The organism is Kineosporia babensis (assembly GCF_021129305.1).
Taxonomy (GTDB): Bacteria; Actinomycetota; Actinomycetes; order Actinomycetales; family Kineosporiaceae; genus Kineosporia; species Kineosporia babensis.
This window is the reverse complement of record NZ_JAJOMB010000001.1, coordinates 188095-206509: the sequence shown is the minus strand read 5'-3', so window position 1 is coordinate 206509 and position 18415 is coordinate 188095. Positions and strand designations below refer to the sequence as shown.

Genomic DNA, 18415 nt, shown 5'->3' with positions numbered 1-18415 from the left:
GATCCTGTCAGTCCGGCTCCGGCCCGACCAGCACGACCTCCTGGCTGATGTTGCCCCGGGTGGCCCGGGAGTACGGGCACATCTCGTGCGCCAGCTCCAGCAGCCGCTGGGCGGTCGGCCCGTCCACCCCACCGACCTGCGCCTCGATCCGCGCAGCGAGGTCCAGCCCGGTCTCCCGCGAACCGACCAGGCTGATCGTCACCGACACCACGGAGTCGCTCAGGTCGACCTGCTGCTGCCGCGCGGCCCCCTTGAGGGCACTGTGGAAGCAGGCCGCGTACCCGGTGGCGAACAGCTGCTCCGGGTTGGTGCCCGGCCCGTCGTCGCCACCCAGCCCGGCGGGCATCGAGAGCGACACGTCGACCCGGCCGTCGGTGGTGGCCGCGCGCCCTTCCCGGCCGCCCCAGGCGGTTGACGTTGTGGTGTAAAGCGCTTCGGACATCAGTGTTTCCCCTGTACGTAGAACGGTGACCGGCCAACATCATTTCGGACGTTGCCCGGACCGGCACGTCGTAGCGCACCGGCAGATCGGTAGCGCATTGTTGATGCGCTGATACTTTGTGTCAGATGGCGAGGGTGTGGCGCTCCGATGACATCGACGGCCTGGACCTGGGGGCGGCCGCCGACTGGTATTTCCGCGAGGCTCTCCTGCGCCTGCCTCAATCCCGGCCGGACCGCCGGATCTTCGTCGTGGGCGCGCCGCCCGGCTCCGGGCGTTCGCTGCTGGTGCGCCGCTGGCTGCAACGGCAGCCCGACGTGGCCTGGACCTGGGTTGCTCTCGGGGGGCCGGTTTCGCCCGGGGTTGATTTGCTTGAGGACGTTGTCGGGCCCGCCATTCGTAGGCAGTCGGCCGAAGGGCTGGGCGGCTTCGTGGTTCTTGACGGCGTGGAAGCACTGAAGCCGGAAGAATTGGCGCAGGTAATTGGTCTTGGCGGCGTTCGGTTGGTGCTGGTCGGCCGAGGTGAAGTGCTGCCGGGGGCGGTGGCGGTGCGACTGGCGGGTGAACTGGTCGAGGTTCGGGGTGATGACCTTTGGTGGCCGGTCGACGTGGTGCAGGCGCAACTGGCGGCCCTGAACGGAGCCCGGATCAGTACCGCCTGGGCCGAGCGGATTCACCGGGTGAGCGGGGGCTGGCCGTCCGGAGTACTTGCGCTGGGGCGAACTCAAAGCTCGGCCACCGACCTGGATGAACTTGCCCGCCTGGCCGGTTCGCTCGTCCTCGATCGCATCCCCTCCGACCTGAAGACGTTCGTGCTCGAGACCAGTACCGTCCCCCACCTCACCCAAGACCTTGACCTCTGCGCCGATCTCGTGCCCGGCCTCAACCCAGCCACCATGCTGGAAGAAGCCCGCCGCTGGGGTCTCACCGCCGACCAGTGGCCGATCCGGACGCCCGGTGAAGCAGCCCACTATCACCCCTTCGTCGCCGCAGCAGCCCAGCGGATCTGCGCCGAGCAGGTCGGCCGACCGTCGGACAATCTGCGCCGCGTTGCCGAAAAAGCCTCCGGCCTAGGGCGTGACGTACTGGCAGTGGACTGTTTCATGGCGGCCAAGGCCTGGCTCCAGGCGCTGGAAGAGCTTGAAAGATCGGCGAAGAAAGGCTTTTCCGGCTGGGAGATGAGCCATCTGCAGGCCACGATCACAGTGTTGCCGGAATCGGCATGGGAGGATCGCAGCGATCATCGGGCCCTGATCGCACTGGCGGCCGCCGTCTGCGGGGACCACCTGTTCGCAGCCGAGTTGATGGCCCGCCCCTCTTCCGCGGCCTGGTGGGGTGCAGCACGCACGTTGATCCAGGCATGGAGCGCTCCCGTTGCCCCCGATGCCTGGGAGTCAGAACTTCCCGAGGTCTTCGCGATCCGTGACCAGGGCGCGCTGGAGGCCGTCTTTCATGTATTGAACGCCCGCGTAGGGGTATTCGAGGGTCGGTCGGGATCGGTGAGTCGCCACTTGTCGGCGGCCTGGCGAACCGGCGCAGACCGTATGCCCGGGTACATCGTCATGGCCGGGCTGGGGACTGAGTCGCTGAACGCCGCATGGGCCGGAGAACTGTTCGCCGCCCAGCGACTGGCCGAGCGGGCGAGAGCACTGGCCGAGCAGGCGGGGATGGCCGGGCACCCGATGCTGGCCGCGGCGGTGCTGGCCGAGGCCGAGGTTCTTCGTGCCCGCGATGAACCGGCAGCCGCTCTCCATCTGCTCGACCGAGATGCGGTAATAGTTGGTGCCGGAGAAGAATTCGTCACATCGGTACATGGGGGAGCAGCGTCCGGACAGGCTCGTCGGATACTGCGGGCCCGGCTTCTGCTCGACCTCAACGATGTACCCCAGGCCCGCGCCGAGCTTGCCCAGGTCAACGATCACCTGCCAACCGCGCTGGCGGTTCGGCGGGCTCTGGCCCGGGCCCGGCTGGCTGAGTTGGAAGGTGACCACGCAGGTGCGCAAGCCGGGCTGGCCGGCGCGCCGAACGTCCCCAATATCGCTGCTGCCCGGCTGTATCTGGCTCTGCAACGCCAGGACGAGGAACAGGCCGCGGCGATCCTGGCCCTCTGGCCGTCCGACACCGGGCTGGAGGACCGGCTGCGCAGGCTCCTCGCCGAGGCTGCCGTCGCGCTGGCCGCCGGACATCGCGGCCCGGCCTCCGATCTGTCGAATGATGCTCTCGTAGCGGCCGAACCGGACGGGCATCTGAGCATCTTCCTGGAAGTTCCGGCCCCGCTGCGGGTTCTGGTCTCGACCATGCTGCGCCGTTCGCCGGACGCCTCGCAATGGCGCCGGGCCCTGACCGCAGGCCTCGACCGGGCCGGGGCCTTCCCGGACGAAGGTGCCGGGGTCACCCGCCGGGAAGTGGTGGTGCTGGAGAAGCTCACCACCGACCTGACCCACGCCCAGATCGCCGCCGAACTGTTCGTCTCGGACAACACGCTCAAATCGCACTGCCGCAACCTTTATCGCAAGCTCGGCGTGCACAGCCGGGAAGAGGCGGTCCGGATCGCCCGGGTCCGGGGCTGGCTGAACGCCTCATCGGCCGAGCGCAAGGTGGTCGACGTCAATATCCCCCGGACACCTGACGTCGTGGACGTCGCCGAACTGTGATCATCTGGGAGCATTCTCGCCGGGTGGTGCCACCGCAGGTACTGCCCGGACAGTGCCGACGGGGAATCGGCCGGCCCCGGCCTCGTGCTGTGAGGGACTACTCGGAGCGGGGGGCGGGCAGGCACGATGAATGATGTGACGGGCCAGCAGGACTGGATCCTGCTGGTGGACGACTCGTCGGAGGACCGCGAACTGCTGCAGCACACGCTGCGGCGCAACCAGTTCCGGGGCCGGATCGAGGAGGCCCGCGACGGCCTGGAGGCCCTGGACCGGCTGAACTGTCACGGCCGCTGGTCCGGCGAGGACCCCAGCGACCTGCCCCGGGCGGTCTTTCTGGACGTCAAGATGCCCCGGATGACCGGGATCGAGGTGCTGCGCGAGATGCGCTCCACCGCGCACCTGGTGGTGGTCCCGGTGGTGATGCTGACCTCCTCGGCCGAGGACCGGGACATCGCGGACTGCTACGCCCTCGGCGCCAACAGCTATGTCGTCAAACCCGTCGACATGGACGACTACTTCCGGTCGATCGCGGACGTCGGACGCTACTGGGTCGCCCTGAACCGAACCCCCACGGAGTACCCACGTGCCAACACCACTGCGCCTGCTGGTCGCTGAGGACTTCCCGCCCGACGCCGAGCTGATCCTCTCCGAGGTCAGGCGGGCCGGGTACGACCCTGTGGCCACCGTCGTCGACACCGCGGGAAAGTTCCTGCGCGCCCTGGACGACGAGCCCGAGGTCGTGATCTGCGACTACACGCTGCCCACGATGACGGCGCCGGACGCCCTGGCGATCCTGCAGTCCAAGCAGCCCGACCTGCCGCTGATCGTGGTCTCCGGGACGATGGACGAGGCGACCTGCGTGAACTCGCTGCGCCTGGGCGCGGCCGACTACCTGCTCAAGGACCGGCTCAGCCGGCTCGGCCCGGCGATCGACCACGCGCTGGCCCGGCGGGAGCTGGACCGGGTGGCCCGGATGGCCGAGCAGCGCCGCGACGAGACGATGAACATTCTGCTGGGTCTGGTGGAGAACTCGGTCGCGGCGATCAGCGTGCAGAACATGAGCGGTCACACCATGGTCAGCAACGACCTGTACAACCAGCTCTCCACCGACCATCCGCCGCTGGCCAGCGCCGCGCCGATCCGGACCGCCGGGGCCGAGGTGGTGCAGCGCCAGGAACTGTTCTCGGTCGACGGTGAGCAGCGCACCTTCCACGCCGTGCGCTACCCGGTCCGCGACGGCACCGACACGGTGTTCGCGGTCGGCTCGATCCTGGTCGACATCACCGAGCAGAAACGCGTCGAGGCCGACCTGCGCAAGGCCCGGGCCGAGCTGGAGGCCCAGAACGAGCAGCTGGACCACGCCAACGCCGAGCTGCGCGAGGTGGACCGGCTGAAGACCGAGTTCGTCGCCTCGGTCAGCCACGAGCTGCGCACCCCGCTGACCAGCATCCGCGGGTACGCCGAGCTGCTGCTGGACGAGGCCGAGGAGGCCGACACCCAGACCGCCAAGATGCTCGACATCATCGACCGCAACGCCCGCCGGCTGCTCAACCTGGTGGAGGACCTGCTGCTGCTGTCCAAGATCGACTCGCGCACGCTGACCCACGAGGCGGTGGAGGTGGACCTGGCCGACGTGGCCGAGGGCGCGCTGCTGGTGCTCAAGCCCAGCGCGGAGACCGCCAACGTCAGCATGAACCTCGAGAGCGAGGGTGAACTGCCGGTTCTCGGCGACCGCGGTCAGCTGGAACGGGTGATCCTGAACCTGCTGAGCAACGCGGTGAAGTTCTCCGACCAGGGCGGCACGGTGACCGTGCAGGGCGTGGTGGAGGCCGAGGAGGTGGTGATCCGGGTGACCGACACCGGGCTGGGCGTCTCCGCCGAGGAACTGCCCAAGCTGTTCAACCGCTTCTTCCGCTCGGCCAGCGACGCGGCGCACAAGATCCCCGGTACTGGACTCGGGCTTGCCGTGGTTCGCGAGATCGTCGAGAACCACGGCGGGAGTGTGGGAATGGACTCGGTGCTGGGCGAGGGCAGCACGGTGACGGTGCGGCTGCCGATGCGTAGCTAGAGTTTTCGGTAGGCGCCGAACGCCAGACGGCCGCTGATCACTATCATCCCGATGGGCAGGATCAGCCTCCAGGTCTCCCCGTCCGACCAGTATCCGGCCAGCAGAACGGCGCCCATCGCGGCGAACAGAAGGTTGGCCACCAGGCTGGGGCCCGGTCGTCGCCACCACGGAAGGCTTCGGTCGGGCAGGCTGTCGGCAAGGCTCTGGGCGTAACTGTTCAGGGAGCCGAACTCGGCCTGGGGATCGCTGCCGACGGCGGCGATGTGCGCCCGTGCCTCGGCGGCCAGGTCGGCAGCCCGATCCCGCGGCAGGTCGTGCCGCCCGACGAGCAGTCCCTCCAGTTGGGCGAACCAGGCTTCAGGTTCCGAAGGGTCCTGGCGCTGGCGCCGTTCCCGGACGATGAAGAACGCGAGGAGCCCACCGGTCAGCAGGAGAAGCAGCAGGATCGGGCCGGCCGAGAGGGAGAACAGTTCGTTCTTGGGAAGCCGGGCCCGAAGCACGACGCCCGCGATCAGGAGCACCGCCGAGACCGGGATGCACCAGGTGGCCCACCGGGGCCGTCCGGCCGCCCGGAGCGCGTCGGAGCCGGCTACGAAAAGCATCCCGGCAGTGACCAGCAGAGTCCCGCCAGTCAGGCTGGCCGGGCTCGCGATGAACTGCGGATCGGCGCCGAACAAGGCCCTGACCGCAGTGACCACGAACCCGAGGAACACGAGGGTCGCCGCTGCGCCGAGGACGTGCTCGGCGGCGGTGAGATTCTGCGTGTCGGCCCGGCCGTCGGGTGGCCCGGCCGCATCCGTGGCGAACTCGGCGGGTTCGCCCAGCGCCTCGGTGGCGCTCAGCCCGCTGTCCTGATGATACGAACGAGCCTCCTGCAACAGTGATTCTGCGGTGTCGTCATCCACTCCTCGACGGCCGAGTTCGGTCTTGGCCTCGGACCGCCACTTCTCGAAAGTCATCACAGCGTCTCCTCGTCAAGATCGTTGAGCATGGTGTCCAGCGCAGCCGAGAACTCTCTCCACTGCTGTCTTTCCAGCGTGAGCATCTGCCGCCCGGAGTCGGTGAGCGCGTAGACCTTGCGCCCTGGCCCACCCTCACCGGCCTGCCACGACGCCTCGACCCGGCCTTCGCTCTCCAGCCGGTTCAGCACGGGGTACAGCGCCCCGCCCTTGATCTGCCCCAGCCCGAACTCGCTCAGTCGCTGGGCCAGGGCGTACCCGTGCCCCTCGCCCTGTGTCAGCGCCGCCAGAATCGCCAGCTCGAGCGCTGCCTTCCGCCACGAGGCCCCGGGTTCCCGGCCCATCGCTCTGTTCTCCCTGTCGACTAGCCCACTTCAGTGATTAGTCAGAATACTCGACTAGTTTGAAACGATACTAGTCCGCCAAACGAAGGACGCCGGTGCGCACCCGAGGTGCGCACCGGCGTCCTTCGTTCGAGGGTCTTAGTTGGTTGCGGCTCCGGAGGTGTCCTTGAAGCCCACCCGGGGCATCTCGCCCCAGGCCGCGTTCGAGCCCCGGATCCCCGACCACAGCCCGCGCAGCCGCCAGAAGGCGTGCAGCTGGCGGAACCCGAAGTTCTCCAGGAACGCAGCCACCAGCAGGATCCCGAGGTCCTTCCAGCGCCGGTAGGTCTTGTACGAGACGTCGTCGACCGCGATCGCCACCACCGACAGCAGGATCCCGTAGCCGATCGCTACCAGCGCGTACAGCACGGCGGCCTGCCAGTTCAGGATGCCGAAGGCGAGGCCCATCGGCAGGCAGATCAGGCCGAGAATCTCCACGATCGGGGTCAGCAGTTCGAACACCAGGTAGTAGGGCAGCACCAGCATGCCCATCCGGCCGTAGCGCGGGTTGGCGATCATCGCCCGGAAGCGCCACAGCACCTCCAGCAGCCCGTGCGACCAGCGTCGCCGCTGCCGGCTGAGGATCTTCAGGTTCTCCGGCACCTCGGTCCAGCACACCGGGTGCGGCACGAAGACGATCCGGTAGTCCTGCTTCTCCTTGCGCAGCCGGTAGTGCAGGCCGTTCACCAGGTCCGCGTCCTCGGCCAGCGAGTCCGCGGTCATCCCGCCGATCTGCTGGACCAGGTCGCGGCGGAACAGGCCGAACGCGCCGGAGATGATCATCAGGCCGTTGAACGCCGACCAGCCGACCCGGCCGAGCAGGAACGAGCGCAGGTACTCCACCACCTGGATCCGCGGGGCCCAGGCCTTGGGCAGCCGCTTCTCCAGGATCATCCCGCGCTCGGTCGGGCAGCCGTTGATCGGCCGGATCGCCCCGCCGCTGGCCGCAACTCGCTCCGGGTCGTCCACGAACGGCCGGACCACGTGCATCAGCGCGTCCTTCTCCAGCACCGAGTCCGCGTCGATCATGCAGACCAGTGGGTAGCGGGAGTACTCCAGGGCGACGTTCAGCGCGTCGCCGCGTCGCCGGGCGTTCTCCTTGCGGATCACCACGATCTGGCCGTCGCGGGAGATGTGCACGGAGTTCACCGTGCCCACCGTCTCCACCACGCCGGCCGCCACCCGGGTGCTCGCCTGCAGCTCGAACTCCTGCTGCAGCACGTCGAAAGTACCGTCGGTGGAACCGTCGTCGACGATCACCACCTCCAGCTGCGGGTAGCGCAGGTCCAGGATCGAGTGCACGCTCGAGACGATGCTCGGTTCCTCGTTGTAGGCGGGGACGAGGACCGAGACGCCCGGGGTGAGCGGGTTGGCGAACAGGTCTTCCAGCGCGGTCTCCGAGGACATCCGCTGCGCGCGTCGTTGCGCACGGGCCGCGATCAGCACGATCACCAGGTACAGCGAGTTCAGCGCCAGGAAGTAGATGATGACGAACGAGTTGAATCCGATCACCGCGGATTCGAGGAAATCTCTCATGGCTCGGCCATGCCCCCTAGGTAGGAGATCAGCTCAGTAGGAGATCAGCGGCGTGGTGTTCGTCGCGATCGAGTTCCGGGCGAGGACCTCCCTCGCCGCGTCACCGCCCTCGGCGTCCTGCTGGGCGATCTCACGCAGCCGATCCAGGCCGGTGTCGCCGAATGCCACCAGCGCCATCGCTGCGGCGACCCGGACGGTCGGGTGCTCGTGCGCCACCGCCTGCTCCAGTGGCGGGAGCGAGGCCGGATCAGCGATCCGGCCCAGTGCTGTGCAGGCCGCGGCGATGACCTCGACCTCTTCCTCGGTGCGCAGCATCGCGGTCAGGTCGTCGACCGAACTGGGCATGCTGAGCCGGCCGAGGGCGTGCGCGGCGCCCAGGCGGACCGAGACGCTCGGGTCGACCCGGGCCCGCACCTGCAGTCCGGAGACCGCCGGGTACACGCCCAGGACCCCCAGCACCTCGGCGCAGATCGTACGGACCTCGACCGAGTCGGCCTCCAGCGACCGGACCAGCGCGTCGGTGGCGTCGGTGCCGATCCGCAGCAGCGCCATGGTGACCGGGTGCGGCGGGATCGGGTGCTTGAGCGCCTCTTCGGAGTCCAGGTGCTCCAGCAGGCCGGCGGCCGCCTCGGCGGTGCCGATCCGGCCCAGGGCCCGGACCGCAGCCAGTCGGACGTCGGTGTTGCGGTCGCCCAGCAGCCGGGTGGCCTCCGGGATCCCCTCGCTGACCCCGGCCGCGCCGAGCAGTTCCACCGCCCGGTAGCGGCGCACCGGCAGGCGGGAGAGGGTGCCCATGCGGGCGTCCTCGATCGTGCCCCGGCGGCGCAGGATGTCGACCAGCATGCTTCGGTCGGCCCCGCGCAGCTTCGGCAGCAGGCCGGCCACCAGTTCCTCGAACGAGGTGGTCACCCCGCGGTAGGCGATCAGGATGTCGGCCAGGTCGTGCGCGTCGCCGTCCTCCCAGGTGGCCAGGTAACGCATCATCACCGGCCGCAGCTGGGCGAGTTCCTCCTCGTGCCGGCGGGCCCGGCGCTCACGCCGGGCCTTCCAGACGGCGGTGCTGAGCGAGAGCGCGATGATCAGCACCAGGTTGAGGGTCGCCGCGATCAGGAGGACGGTCGCCGTGGTCATCGTGGGGTCCGAGCCAACAGCGCGTCGATCCGGCTGGACAGCTCGCGCGGACTGAAAGGTTTGATCACGTAGTCGTTGCCGCCGGCGGCGAAACCACGCTGGACGTCGGATTCCTGGGCTTTCGCGGTCAGGAACAGGACCGGGATGTCGGCCATCGACGGATCTTTCCGTAGTTCCAGGCAGACTTCGATGCCGCTCATCCGGGGCATCATCCAGTCCAGCACCACGACGTCCGGGCGGACGTCCATGATGGCGGCCAGCCCGGCCTCGCCGTCGGCCTCGGCGGTCACCGAGTGACCGGCCGCCGTCAGCTTGAACTCCAGCAGACCCCGGATGTCGGAGTCGTCGTCAACAACGACGATGCTGCTCATGGTGGCTCCTCGGTGTACGACGGTTGCGTTCGCAGAGCGGTCTGCTCTCCGACTCCCCACCGCATCGTCGGGAACCCGAATGGCCTACAGGGTGATTTGCGGGCGAGGAGCTTCTCACCCCGGGGGGAGGAAGAGGCACGAGTCGCCGAACTCGTGCCACAGATATCCGCTGCTCACCGCGTGCCGGTAGGCCCGGCGGACCAGGTCCGGCCCGGCCACCGCCTCGAGCATGAGCAGGTGCGAGGCCTGTGGATCGTGCCACCCGGTGATCAGCCCGTTCACCACCCGGACCGGGTGCTCGCGGGAGATCACCAGGTCGGTCCAGCCGTCGGCGGTCCTTACCCTGCCGTCCTTGCCCGCCGCCGATTCCAGCGCCCGGGTGACGGTGGTACCCACAGCGATCACCCGGCCACCCGTCCGGCGGGTCCAGTTCACCAGCGCGGCGGTCGAACTGGGCACCCGGTAGGGCTCAGCCGGAGGTGCTTCACCCGTCTCCAGCGAGGAGACGCCGGCGTGCAGGGTGATCGGAGCCACCCGGATGCCCTGTGCAACCAGGGCAGTCACCAGATCGGTGGTGAACGGACGCCCGGCGCTGGGCATCTCGGCGCTGGAGCCGATGTTGCGGGGGTCGGCGAACACCGTCTGGTAACTCTCCAGCGGCCACTGATGCCTGAGGTAGCCGTAGCGGATCGGGCGAGGGCCGGCGTCCTGCAGGGCCTGGGCGAGGATCGGCTGGGTGCGCCAAAGCCGTTTTTCCGAGGGCACTCGAGGTGTCACCAGTTCCAGCTGGGGCCCGCGGTCGAGCCGAATGATGTCGCCGGGAGAGCAACTACGAATGCTTTTGGACGCGTCGGGCGAGGTGCGTACTTCGACCACCCAGGAGCCGTCGGGCATTTGGAGCGAAAAATGGACGACGACCGTGCCCAGGCGCGGATGCGTACCTTCGAGCGCGGCGGCCCGGGTGGCGGAGGTGTTCACTACCAGCAGGTCACCGGGTTGGAGGTGTTCGCCGATCCGGTGGAACCGGGTGTCGTGCAGTTCGTCGGGCCCGGCCACCATCAGGCGCACGCCGTCCCGGGGCAGGCCCCGGGCCTCGGCCGGTTCGGTGGCCTCGGAGTTGTCCGGCAGTTCGAAGACCGTGTGCGGCGGGATCATCGTGCTCACGCGCTGGCTCCTTCCTGGGGCGGCTCTTTCGTCTTCAGGTCGGAGGCGGCGTAACGGCCGTTCGGGAGCCGGCGTTCGAGCAGCTGCCGGAAGGCCGGGACCACACTCTCGGGCAGCGGCCGGTCGGAAATGTCCTCACCCACGAAGGCGGCCTGATGCATGGGGGTTCGCAGATCGCCCGGGTCGAACGAGTAAACCCGGATACTGCCGGTGCTTTCGGCGCCGAGCACGGCGCCGATCTGTTCCAGCGCGGCCTTCGAGGAGCCGTAGCCGCCCCAGCCGGGGTAGACCGCGCTGGCCGCATCGGAGGTGATGTTGACGATCGTGCCGTTGCGCCGGCTGAGCGCGGGCAGGGTTGCCTGGATCAGGCCGAGCGGCGCTACGACGTTGACCCGGTACAGGTCTTCCAGTGCGGCGAGCGGGAATTCGCACAACGCCGGGAGCGGACTCGGGCCCAGGCCGCCTGCGTTGTTCACCAGCAGATCCAGCTCGGGCACCAGTGCGGCCAGGGCCTGGCGATGGGCCGGATCGGTGACGTCGCCGGGCAGCGCGCGCACGTTCGGCCCGAGGTGCTGCACCGCAGAGTGCAGCCGGTCGGCGTCGCGGGCGTCGACCACCAACTCCCAGCCGTCCTGCGCCAGTGCGGTGGTCAGGGCCAGGCCGAGGCCGCTGGAACCACCCGTGATGAGTGCGGTGGGCATGTGTTCTCCTGAGGATCGGTGGATTTCGTCCTGGCCTCATCTTGGTAGTTAAATTCAGCTTTAGGTCTAGTACCCTGAGCGCATGACTTCCGACCCGAAGCCCCGGGCCGATCAGCTGCTCACCATCGGCGAGCTCACCCGGCGCAGCGGCCTGGCCGCCTCGGCGCTGCGGTTCTACGAGCGGCAGGGCCTGATCTCGGCCACCCGGACCGCGGGCGGTCAGCGTCGGTACGAGCGGGCGGTGCTGCGCCGGCTGGCCTTCATCCGGGCTGCCCGCAGCGTCGGGCTCTCGCTCGAGGAGGTGCGCGAGGCGATGGACCGGCTGCCCGCCTCGCGCACTCCGACCCGGGCGGACTGGACGGCCATTTCGCGCTCGTGGTCGAAGCGGCTGGACGAGCAGATCGAGGCGCTGGTGGCGCTGCGCGACAAGCTGGACTCGTGCATCGGCTGCGGTTGCCTGTCCCTGGCCCGCTGCCGGATCTCCAACTCTGAGGACGAGGCCGCGCAGTGGGGTCCCGGCGCTGCCTTCCTGCCTCAGGCCCTGCGCCGCCAGCCCTGACCCGGCGCCACGTTCCCGCCGCAGAGCTTGCGCCGTATGGCCTAGGTCGCCGGTGGACGATCCTCTGCCGCTGCCCTTGCCGCTGCTCTGCCCCCGTCCGTGGCCCTGTGCCCGTGAGACCTAGAGCGTGTTTTGGAAGTCCATGCCTACTGCGGGGCGGAGTTGACCTGGTCAAGGTTGGTGCTCACCGCACCGGAAAAGCCGTCCCGGACGTGAGCGGTGGGCGGGGATGCTTCGATGATGTGTACACCTGGTACCGGATGGACCACCTTGACACATCGTGAGCGGTCGTTGACCGGGCTCTGTGCGGGCGATTTCAGGGAATGCGTAAACAAAGTGCTGCCAGGGACACTTTGTTTACGCGGTGTCGTGAATTCGCCCGCGTGGTGCGACCTGGCGCGGGGCTGGCGCGGGGCTGGCGCGGAGGTTCTGGCATTTGACCAGTGCGGTCGCCGGGGCATTGCGCAGGGTTTTGCTGCTTGGCAGAAGGTGCGCGCCTGGTACCGGCTGCGCGGGATCACCCGCCGGGCGTTTTCCGCTCGTCCCCGGTGCACGAATCACGCATCCGCACGTAGGCTGCCCGACAGACAGCCCTCAAGGAGGCCGGATGCGGGAACTGCTGACCGGACTGGACCACTGGCGGGCCCAGGGCAAGCGGTGTGCCGTGGCCCGGGTGGTCGATGTGGACGGCTCCGGCCCGCGGGAGCCCGGCGCCGCGATGGCGGTGAACGAGGACGGTGAGGTGCTCGGCTCGGTCTCCGGTGGCTGTGTCGAGGGTGCGGTGGTGAGCGCCGCGCTGGAGCTGATCGAGCGCGACGAGGCCGAGCTGGTCAGCTTCGGCTACTCCGACAACGATGCCCTGGCGGTGGGTCTGACCTGCGGCGGAACCATTCATCTGGTGATCCAGCCGTTCGCCCAGCTGATCGGGTTCGAGCAACTGGCCGAGGCGGTGCGGGCGGGGGAGCCGGTCGTTCTGGCGTCCGTCGTCCAGGCCGAAGACCAACTCGGCGCCACCGCGTTGGTGCGCCCCGGACGTCCGTTGCTGGGCAGTTTGGGTAATGCCGAACTCGACCGGGTGGTGGCCCGCGACGCCGCCGGCGAACTGGGTCAGGCCCGGGTGCGCCGCTACGGCCCGCGGGGTGAGGCCCGGCGCAGCGACGTCGGAGTCTTCGTGCAGCCGTTCCTGCCGCCCGCCCGGATGATCATCTTCGGCGCGGTCGACTTCGCCGGGGCGCTCAGCCAGGTCGCCTCGGTGCTCGGCTTCCGGGTGACCCTGTGCGACGCCCGCGAGATGTTCGCGACCCGCGCCCGCTTCCCGCACGCCGACGAGGTGCTGGTGGACTGGCCGCACCGGCTGCTGGCCCGGATCGGCCCCAGCCTGACCCCGCGCGACGCGATCTGCGTGCTCACTCACGAGGCCAAGTTCGACGTGCCGGCCGTGCTCGCCGCGCTGCAGACGCAGGTGGGCTACCTGGGCGCGATGGGCAGCCGCCGGACTCACGACGACCGGCTGGAACGCCTGCGCGCCGCCGGTGCCGACGAGGCCGATCTGGACCGGCTGCACTCGCCGATCGGTCTGGATCTGGGCGCGCGCACCCCGGAAGAGACCGCGGTCTCGATCTGCGCCGAGATCATCGCCCTGCGTTCCGGGGTGGAGGTGGTCCAGCCGCTGGGCCGCACCCGCGGGCCGATCCATCCCCAGTTGCGGCTGCTTCAGGCCAGCGGCGAGTAGGTCCGACAGCAACGGACGATTCGCGCGAGTATCCGAGGTATCGGCCGTTCGGTGGTGGCCGGCTCTGCTCGCCCTTGCCGATCTTCCGGCGATTCTCCCGCTCCGGACCGCTCCCCGGGTGTTAACTGACGCCCGGGGAAATCGCTGGGGGGAATGGTTTCGTGAGTAGGAGTTTCCGGCTGCTCATCATCGAGGACCAGCCGGCCGACGCCGAGCTCATGGTGGCCGAACTGGTCCGGAGCGGGTTCGGCCCGGACTGGACCCGGGTGGACACCATGGACACGATGCTGGCCGCCCTCGACCCGCCGCCCGGCGTGATCCTCTGCGACTACTCACTTCCCGGCCTGGACGCGCCCACGGTGCTGGCCCAGTTGCACGAGATGCACCTGGAAGTGCCGGTGATCGTGGTCAGCGGCCAGATGGACGAGGAGACCTGCGTCAAGTCGCTGCGTCTGGGGGCGGTCGACTACCTGCTGAAGGACCGGCTGGCCCGGCTCGGCCCGGCGGTCGAGCACGCCCTGGCCATCCGCCGGCTCACCGCCGAGAAGCGCGAGGCCCAGCGCCGCGAGCGGGAGACCTCGGCGATCCTGGCCGGGCTGGTGAACCATTCCCCGGCCGCGATCAGCGTGAAGGCCGTGGACGGGCGCTACCTGCTGGCCAACGGCGAGTTCGAGCGGCTGTGCGGGCTGGCCCCGAACACCCTGGCCGGCAAGATCGACGCCGAGATCTTCCCGGCCGAGAAGGCCCGGCAGATGACCGAACTCGACGCGCGCTGCCTGCACACCTCGATCGTGGTGGAGCGGGAGGAGGAGTTCCACGGCCCGGACGGCGCCCGCAGCCTGCTGTGCGTGCGTTACCCGATCAGTGACTCCGGCGGTGAGATCTTCGGGATCGGCGCGATCTACACCGAGATCACCCGGCAGAAACGGGTCGAGTCGGACCTGCGGGCGGCCCGCGCCGACATCATGTCCCGGGCCGAGAAACTCGCCGCCGGCAACAACCAGCTGCGCGAGATGGACCGGATGAAGACCGATTTCGTCGCCGCGGTGAGTCACGAGCTGCGCAACCCGCTGACCTCGGTGCGGGGTTACGTGGAGATGCTGCGCGACGGCGAGCAGGATCCGGAACTCAGCCACCGGTTCCTGGACATCATCGACCGCAACACCGCCAGCGTCCTCAGTCTGGTCGAGGATCTGCTGGTGCTGTCCCGGATGGAGTCGGGACACGCCGGATCCGGCCAGTTCCGCGCGATCTCGTTCCCCGACCTGGTCGAGGCCGCGGTGGCCACGGTCGCTCCCGAGGCCCGGCAGGCCGGGCTGACCCTGCAGGTACGGCTGGGCGAGCGGTTGCCCACCGTGCTGGGCGATGCCTCGCAGCTGGAGCGGGTGCTGATCAACCTGCTCAGCAATGCAGTGAAGTTCTCGCCCCCACCGACCGGCAACCGTCCCCTGGGAGGCCGGGCCGACGTCATCACGCTCGAGGTCTCGGCGATGGCGGCCGGGGTACGGCTGGAGGTGCGCGACCACGGCATCGGTATCCCGCAGGCCGAGCAGGCCCGGCTGTTCACCCGGTTCTTCCGCTCCAGTTCGGCCACCGACCGCGGCATCCCGGGCACCGGCCTGGGGCTGGCCGTGGTCAAGGGTGTGGTCGACGCGCACCGCGGGACGATCCGCGTCGACTCCGCCCCGGGCCGGGGGACCACCATGACGGTGGACCTCCCGGCCCAGCGCTAGCCAGCGCTCAGTGCAGACGGGCCGCCGAACCGGTGGCGGTGGCCGCTTCCTCGTAGTCCAGGTGCTCTAGCAGGTCGCGCAGCACCTCGTCGTCCAGGTTCCCGGCATCCCGCTCGGCGATCAGGGCCTGGCGCTGGGCGGTGAGCATGCGCTCGCGCAGCACGCGAACCGCCCGGGTCAGGTCCTTGCGGTGCAGTTCGCGCAGCGCCGGGTCGTCCTCGTCGTCCGGCAGCAGGTCCTCACGGGTCTCCTGGGCGTGCCGGAAACGTTCGGCGATGCCTTCCAGCAGGGCCGGGTCACAGCCGTCGGGCGGGTCGGCCAGGGTTTGCTGCACGGCCTGCTTGGAGGCCTTGCGGGCCACCTCACGGGCGAACGTGCGCTGCTGCATCTCCTTGTTGTGTTCCACGTCGCTGGACAGGTCGAGCCGCTTGACCAGGTACGGCAGGGTCACGCCCTGCAGCAGCAGGGTGCCCACGGCCACCACGAAAGCGATGAACTGGATCGCCGAACGCCCGGGGAACTCCTCGCCGCTCTCGGTGTAGAACGGCACACCGGCGGCCGCGGCCAGGGTGATCACCCCGCGCATGCCGGTCCACGAGATCAGCGCGTTGGTCTGCCAGTTGGCGCCCCGGGCGGCCCGGTCCCGGGCCTTGTCCATCCCGGCCGCCAGGAACGGCACCTTGGGGTTCTCCGCCGGCGGGGTGCTGGCCAGGCCCTTGCGCAGCAGCTGCCGGCTGCCGGAGAAGCCGAACACCCAGATCGGCCGGATCGCCAGCACGGTGAGCAGCACCAGCAACGAGGAGAAGAGCATCACGCCGACCGGCTCGTGGTGGACCTCGAACACGTCTTCGATGATGAACTTCATCTGCAGGCCCATGTAGGCGAAGACGAAGGCCTCGAGCAGGATGTCGATGCTGCGCCAGAGCTGGCGCTCCTGCAGCCGGGTGGCGTAGCCGGAGGTGACCGAGTTGTGCCCGACCCAGAAGCCGGCCATCACCACCGCCAGCACACCGGAGCCGTGCAGCTCCTCGGCCAGCAGGAACGCGGCGAACGGCACGATCAGCCCGAGTACCGTCTCCAGGCCGGGCTCATGCAGGCGCCGGCGGACCCACAGCACCACCACGGCCAGCACCAGGCCGACCAGGATGCCGACCACCGACGTGTAGATGAAGAACAGCACCGGGTTGGAGACCACGGTGTGGCTGCCGGTGACCGCCGCGACGCCCACACTGAACAGGGTCAGCGCGGCCGCGTCGTTGATCAGGCTCTCACCGGTGAGGATGGTCATCACCCGGTTCGGCACGCCTAGGGAGCGCCCGATCGCCACTGCGGTGACCGCGTCCGGCGGGCCGACCGCGGCCCCCAGCACCAGCGCCGCGCCGAAGGTCAGTTCGGGCACCGACCAGTAGGCCACCCCGCCGACCGCGAAGGCGGTGATCAGGACCAGCACCACGCCCAGGCGCAGGATCGGCTGGATGTTCTGCACGAAGCTGGGCACCGAGAAGTCCAGCGCCGTGGAATACAGCAGTGGTGGCAGCACAATGCCGAGGATGATGTGTGGCTCGAGTTCCAGCCGCGGCATTCCCGGGATGAACGAGGCCGCCAGCCCGAACACCACGACCACCAGGGGCGCCTGTAAACCCTTGCGATGCGCCAGACCGGTGACCGCAACGGCCGCGATCACCACCAGTAGCAGCTGAACGCCGTTCATTTCGTCCCTCCCGAAAGACCCGCGACCTCTTTCCCGCAGAGCGGACGCCGACGTCTATGCCTCTGACCAGGAACGAAATCCTATCGGTCGGTCAGGCAACGAATTCAAGCGGCTGCCGGCCGAGTGGTGAAAGCCCGGGCCAGCAACAGCATCGAGGCCGCCAGCAATACGGTCAGGAAGAATCCGGTGCGCAGGCCGAGGCCGCTGCCGACCGCTCCGACCAAAGCCCCGCCGAGCAGCGCACCGAGGTAGTTGAAGACGTTGAGCCGGGCCACCAGCTGGTCGGACTGCAGCCGGCTGCGGGCCCGGGCACTGGCCGCGGCGAAGCACAGCGGGGGCACCACGGCCAGTCCCAGCCCGGCCAGGGCGAAGCCGGTGATGGCCAGGGCCGGACCGGGGGCCAGCACCAGCAGCAGCGTGCCGGCCACGCCGATCAGGGCGCCGCCCCGGATGGTCCGTGCCGCCCCGAACCGCTGCACCACGCTGTCGCCGAACAACCGGGAGACCAGAGCCAGGGCCTGGTACGCGCCGTAGGCCAAAGGCGCCACGCTGGTGGAGGAATGGAGGACGTCGGTGAGATAGATGGCGCCCCAGCTGGAAGTTCCGGAGTCCACGGCCCAGTAGGCGGCCATCGCCAGCCCGAGCAGCAGAAGCGGCCCCCGGCTGAGGAAACCGGGCAGATCGCTCTCGGCAGTGCTCTCCTGCGGGCCGGTGGCTCCGGGCAGCAGCCAGTTACCGGGCCAGATCGTCAGGCCGAGCACCACCAGCGCGGCCAGCCCCACCGACAGGCCCAGCTCCAGGTCGAGGTGCTCGCTGGCCGCCACGTACAGTGCTCCGACGATGGCGGCCGCGCTCCAGGCGGCGTGGAACGAGTTGATCACGCTGCGCCCGTAACGGTGCTGCACGGCCACGCCCTGCATGTTCGAGGCCGCGTCCACCCCGCCCAGGGCCACCCCGTACACCGCGAAAGCGGCCACGAACAGCACCAGTTCACCGGCCAGGCCGATCGCCGTGGCCGAGAGCGCAGCCAGGACCAGGGCCAGGCGCAGCGCGAACCAACTGGAGACCCGGGCCGCCAGGGCCTCGCTGGCCAGGCTCCCGAGACTGGCGATCAGGGTGACCATGACGACGATCAGGGTGACCGTGCCGTCCGAGACCCCGAACCGGTCCTTGAACTGCGGCAGGTGGGTGAGCAGGACGGTGAACAGCAGGCCCTGGGCCGCGAAGGCCCCGGAGGTGGCGATCCGGGCCCGCCCCAGCGCTGCGGTGGGCAC

16 protein-coding genes are annotated in these 18415 nt (G+C 69.3%); 6 read left to right on the top strand and 10 right to left on the bottom strand.

Features of this window, described 5'->3' with window-relative positions; translation table 11 throughout:
• Positions 1–7 precede the first annotated feature (7 nt).
• Positions 8–442 carry an organic hydroperoxide resistance protein gene (locus LR394_RS00900; RefSeq protein WP_231438365.1) on the bottom strand — a complete coding sequence of 145 codons (435 nt, stop codon included), beginning with the start codon at positions 440–442 and terminating at the stop codon, positions 8–10.
• 125 nt (positions 443–567) lie between these two features.
• On the opposite strand from LR394_RS00900, the gene LR394_RS00895 reads away from it, so the two are divergent.
• The 3 genes from LR394_RS00895 to LR394_RS00885 all read left to right on the top strand — a co-directional run bounded on the left by LR394_RS00895 (position 568) and on the right by LR394_RS00885 (position 5161).
• Positions 568–3093 (top strand): LuxR C-terminal-related transcriptional regulator, encoded by a 2526-nt coding sequence (locus LR394_RS00895; protein ID WP_231438364.1) that lies wholly within the window; start codon positions 568–570, stop codon positions 3091–3093.
• Between the two features lie 126 nt (positions 3094–3219).
• Entirely contained in the window at positions 3220–3708 is a 489-nt protein-coding gene (locus tag LR394_RS00890; RefSeq protein WP_231438363.1) for a response regulator, read from the top strand.
• Positions 3677–5161 (top strand): ATP-binding response regulator, encoded by a 1485-nt coding sequence (locus tag LR394_RS00885; RefSeq protein ID WP_231438362.1) that lies wholly within the window; start codon positions 3677–3679, stop codon positions 5159–5161. The genes LR394_RS00890 and LR394_RS00885 overlap by 32 nt, the downstream gene beginning before the upstream one ends.
• On the opposite strand, the gene LR394_RS00880 is transcribed toward LR394_RS00885, so the two are convergent.
• From LR394_RS00880 to LR394_RS00850, 7 genes are all read right to left on the bottom strand, one after another.
• Positions 5158–6120 carry a hypothetical protein gene (locus tag LR394_RS00880; protein ID WP_231438361.1) on the bottom strand — a complete coding sequence of 321 codons (963 nt, stop codon included), beginning with the start codon at positions 6118–6120 and terminating at the stop codon, positions 5158–5160. The genes LR394_RS00885 and LR394_RS00880 overlap by 4 nt on opposite strands.
• Positions 6120–6464 (bottom strand): PadR family transcriptional regulator, encoded by a 345-nt coding sequence (locus tag LR394_RS00875; RefSeq protein ID WP_231438360.1) that lies wholly within the window; start codon positions 6462–6464, stop codon positions 6120–6122. Before LR394_RS00875 ends, LR394_RS00880 begins: the two co-directional genes overlap by 1 nt.
• Positions 6465–6602: 138 nt before the next feature.
• Entirely contained in the window at positions 6603–8039 is a 1437-nt protein-coding gene (locus tag LR394_RS00870; RefSeq protein WP_231438359.1) for a glycosyltransferase family 2 protein, read from the bottom strand.
• A 33-nt stretch (positions 8040–8072) separates the two neighbouring features.
• Entirely contained in the window at positions 8073–9170 is a 1098-nt protein-coding gene (locus LR394_RS00865) for a HEAT repeat domain-containing protein (protein WP_231438358.1), read from the bottom strand.
• On the bottom strand, positions 9167–9541 hold the full coding sequence (locus tag LR394_RS00860; RefSeq protein ID WP_231438357.1) for a response regulator transcription factor: 375 nt from the start codon (positions 9539–9541) through the stop codon (positions 9167–9169). Before LR394_RS00860 ends, LR394_RS00865 begins: the two co-directional genes overlap by 4 nt.
• Before the next feature lie 114 nt (positions 9542–9655).
• Positions 9656–10696 carry an S-adenosylmethionine:tRNA ribosyltransferase-isomerase gene (locus tag LR394_RS00855; RefSeq protein WP_231438870.1) on the bottom strand — a complete coding sequence of 347 codons (1041 nt, stop codon included), beginning with the start codon at positions 10694–10696 and terminating at the stop codon, positions 9656–9658.
• Between the two features lie 5 nt (positions 10697–10701).
• On the bottom strand, positions 10702–11406 hold the full coding sequence (locus LR394_RS00850) for an SDR family NAD(P)-dependent oxidoreductase (protein ID WP_231438356.1): 705 nt from the start codon (positions 11404–11406) through the stop codon (positions 10702–10704).
• Between the two features lie 82 nt (positions 11407–11488).
• Here LR394_RS00850 and soxR point away from each other — a divergent pair, with 82 nt between their 5' ends.
• From soxR to LR394_RS00835, 3 genes are all read left to right on the top strand, one after another.
• Positions 11489–11965: a redox-sensitive transcriptional activator SoxR gene (gene soxR, locus LR394_RS00845; protein WP_231438355.1), complete on the top strand. Its 477-nt coding sequence runs from the start codon at positions 11489–11491 to the stop codon at positions 11963–11965.
• Positions 11966–12572: 607 nt separating this feature from the next.
• Positions 12573–13697, top strand: coding sequence for an XdhC family protein (locus LR394_RS00840; RefSeq protein ID WP_231438354.1), 1125 nt, complete (start codon positions 12573–12575; stop codon positions 13695–13697).
• Between the two features lie 161 nt (positions 13698–13858).
• The gene (locus LR394_RS00835) at positions 13859–15430 is read left to right on the top strand and encodes a hybrid sensor histidine kinase/response regulator (protein ID WP_231438353.1); all 1572 of its coding nucleotides are present in this window, start codon (positions 13859–13861) and stop codon (positions 15428–15430) included.
• Positions 15431–15437: 7 nt separating this feature from the next.
• Here LR394_RS00835 and LR394_RS00830 read toward each other — a convergent pair whose 3' ends face one another.
• A complete protein-coding gene (locus LR394_RS00830; protein ID WP_231438352.1) occupies positions 15438–17141 on the bottom strand; it encodes a cation:proton antiporter in 1704 nt (567 codons plus the stop codon).
• Positions 17142–17245: 104 nt separating this feature from the next.
• A complete protein-coding gene (locus LR394_RS42590; RefSeq protein WP_231438351.1) occupies positions 17246–18415 on the bottom strand; it encodes an MFS transporter in 1170 nt (389 codons plus the stop codon).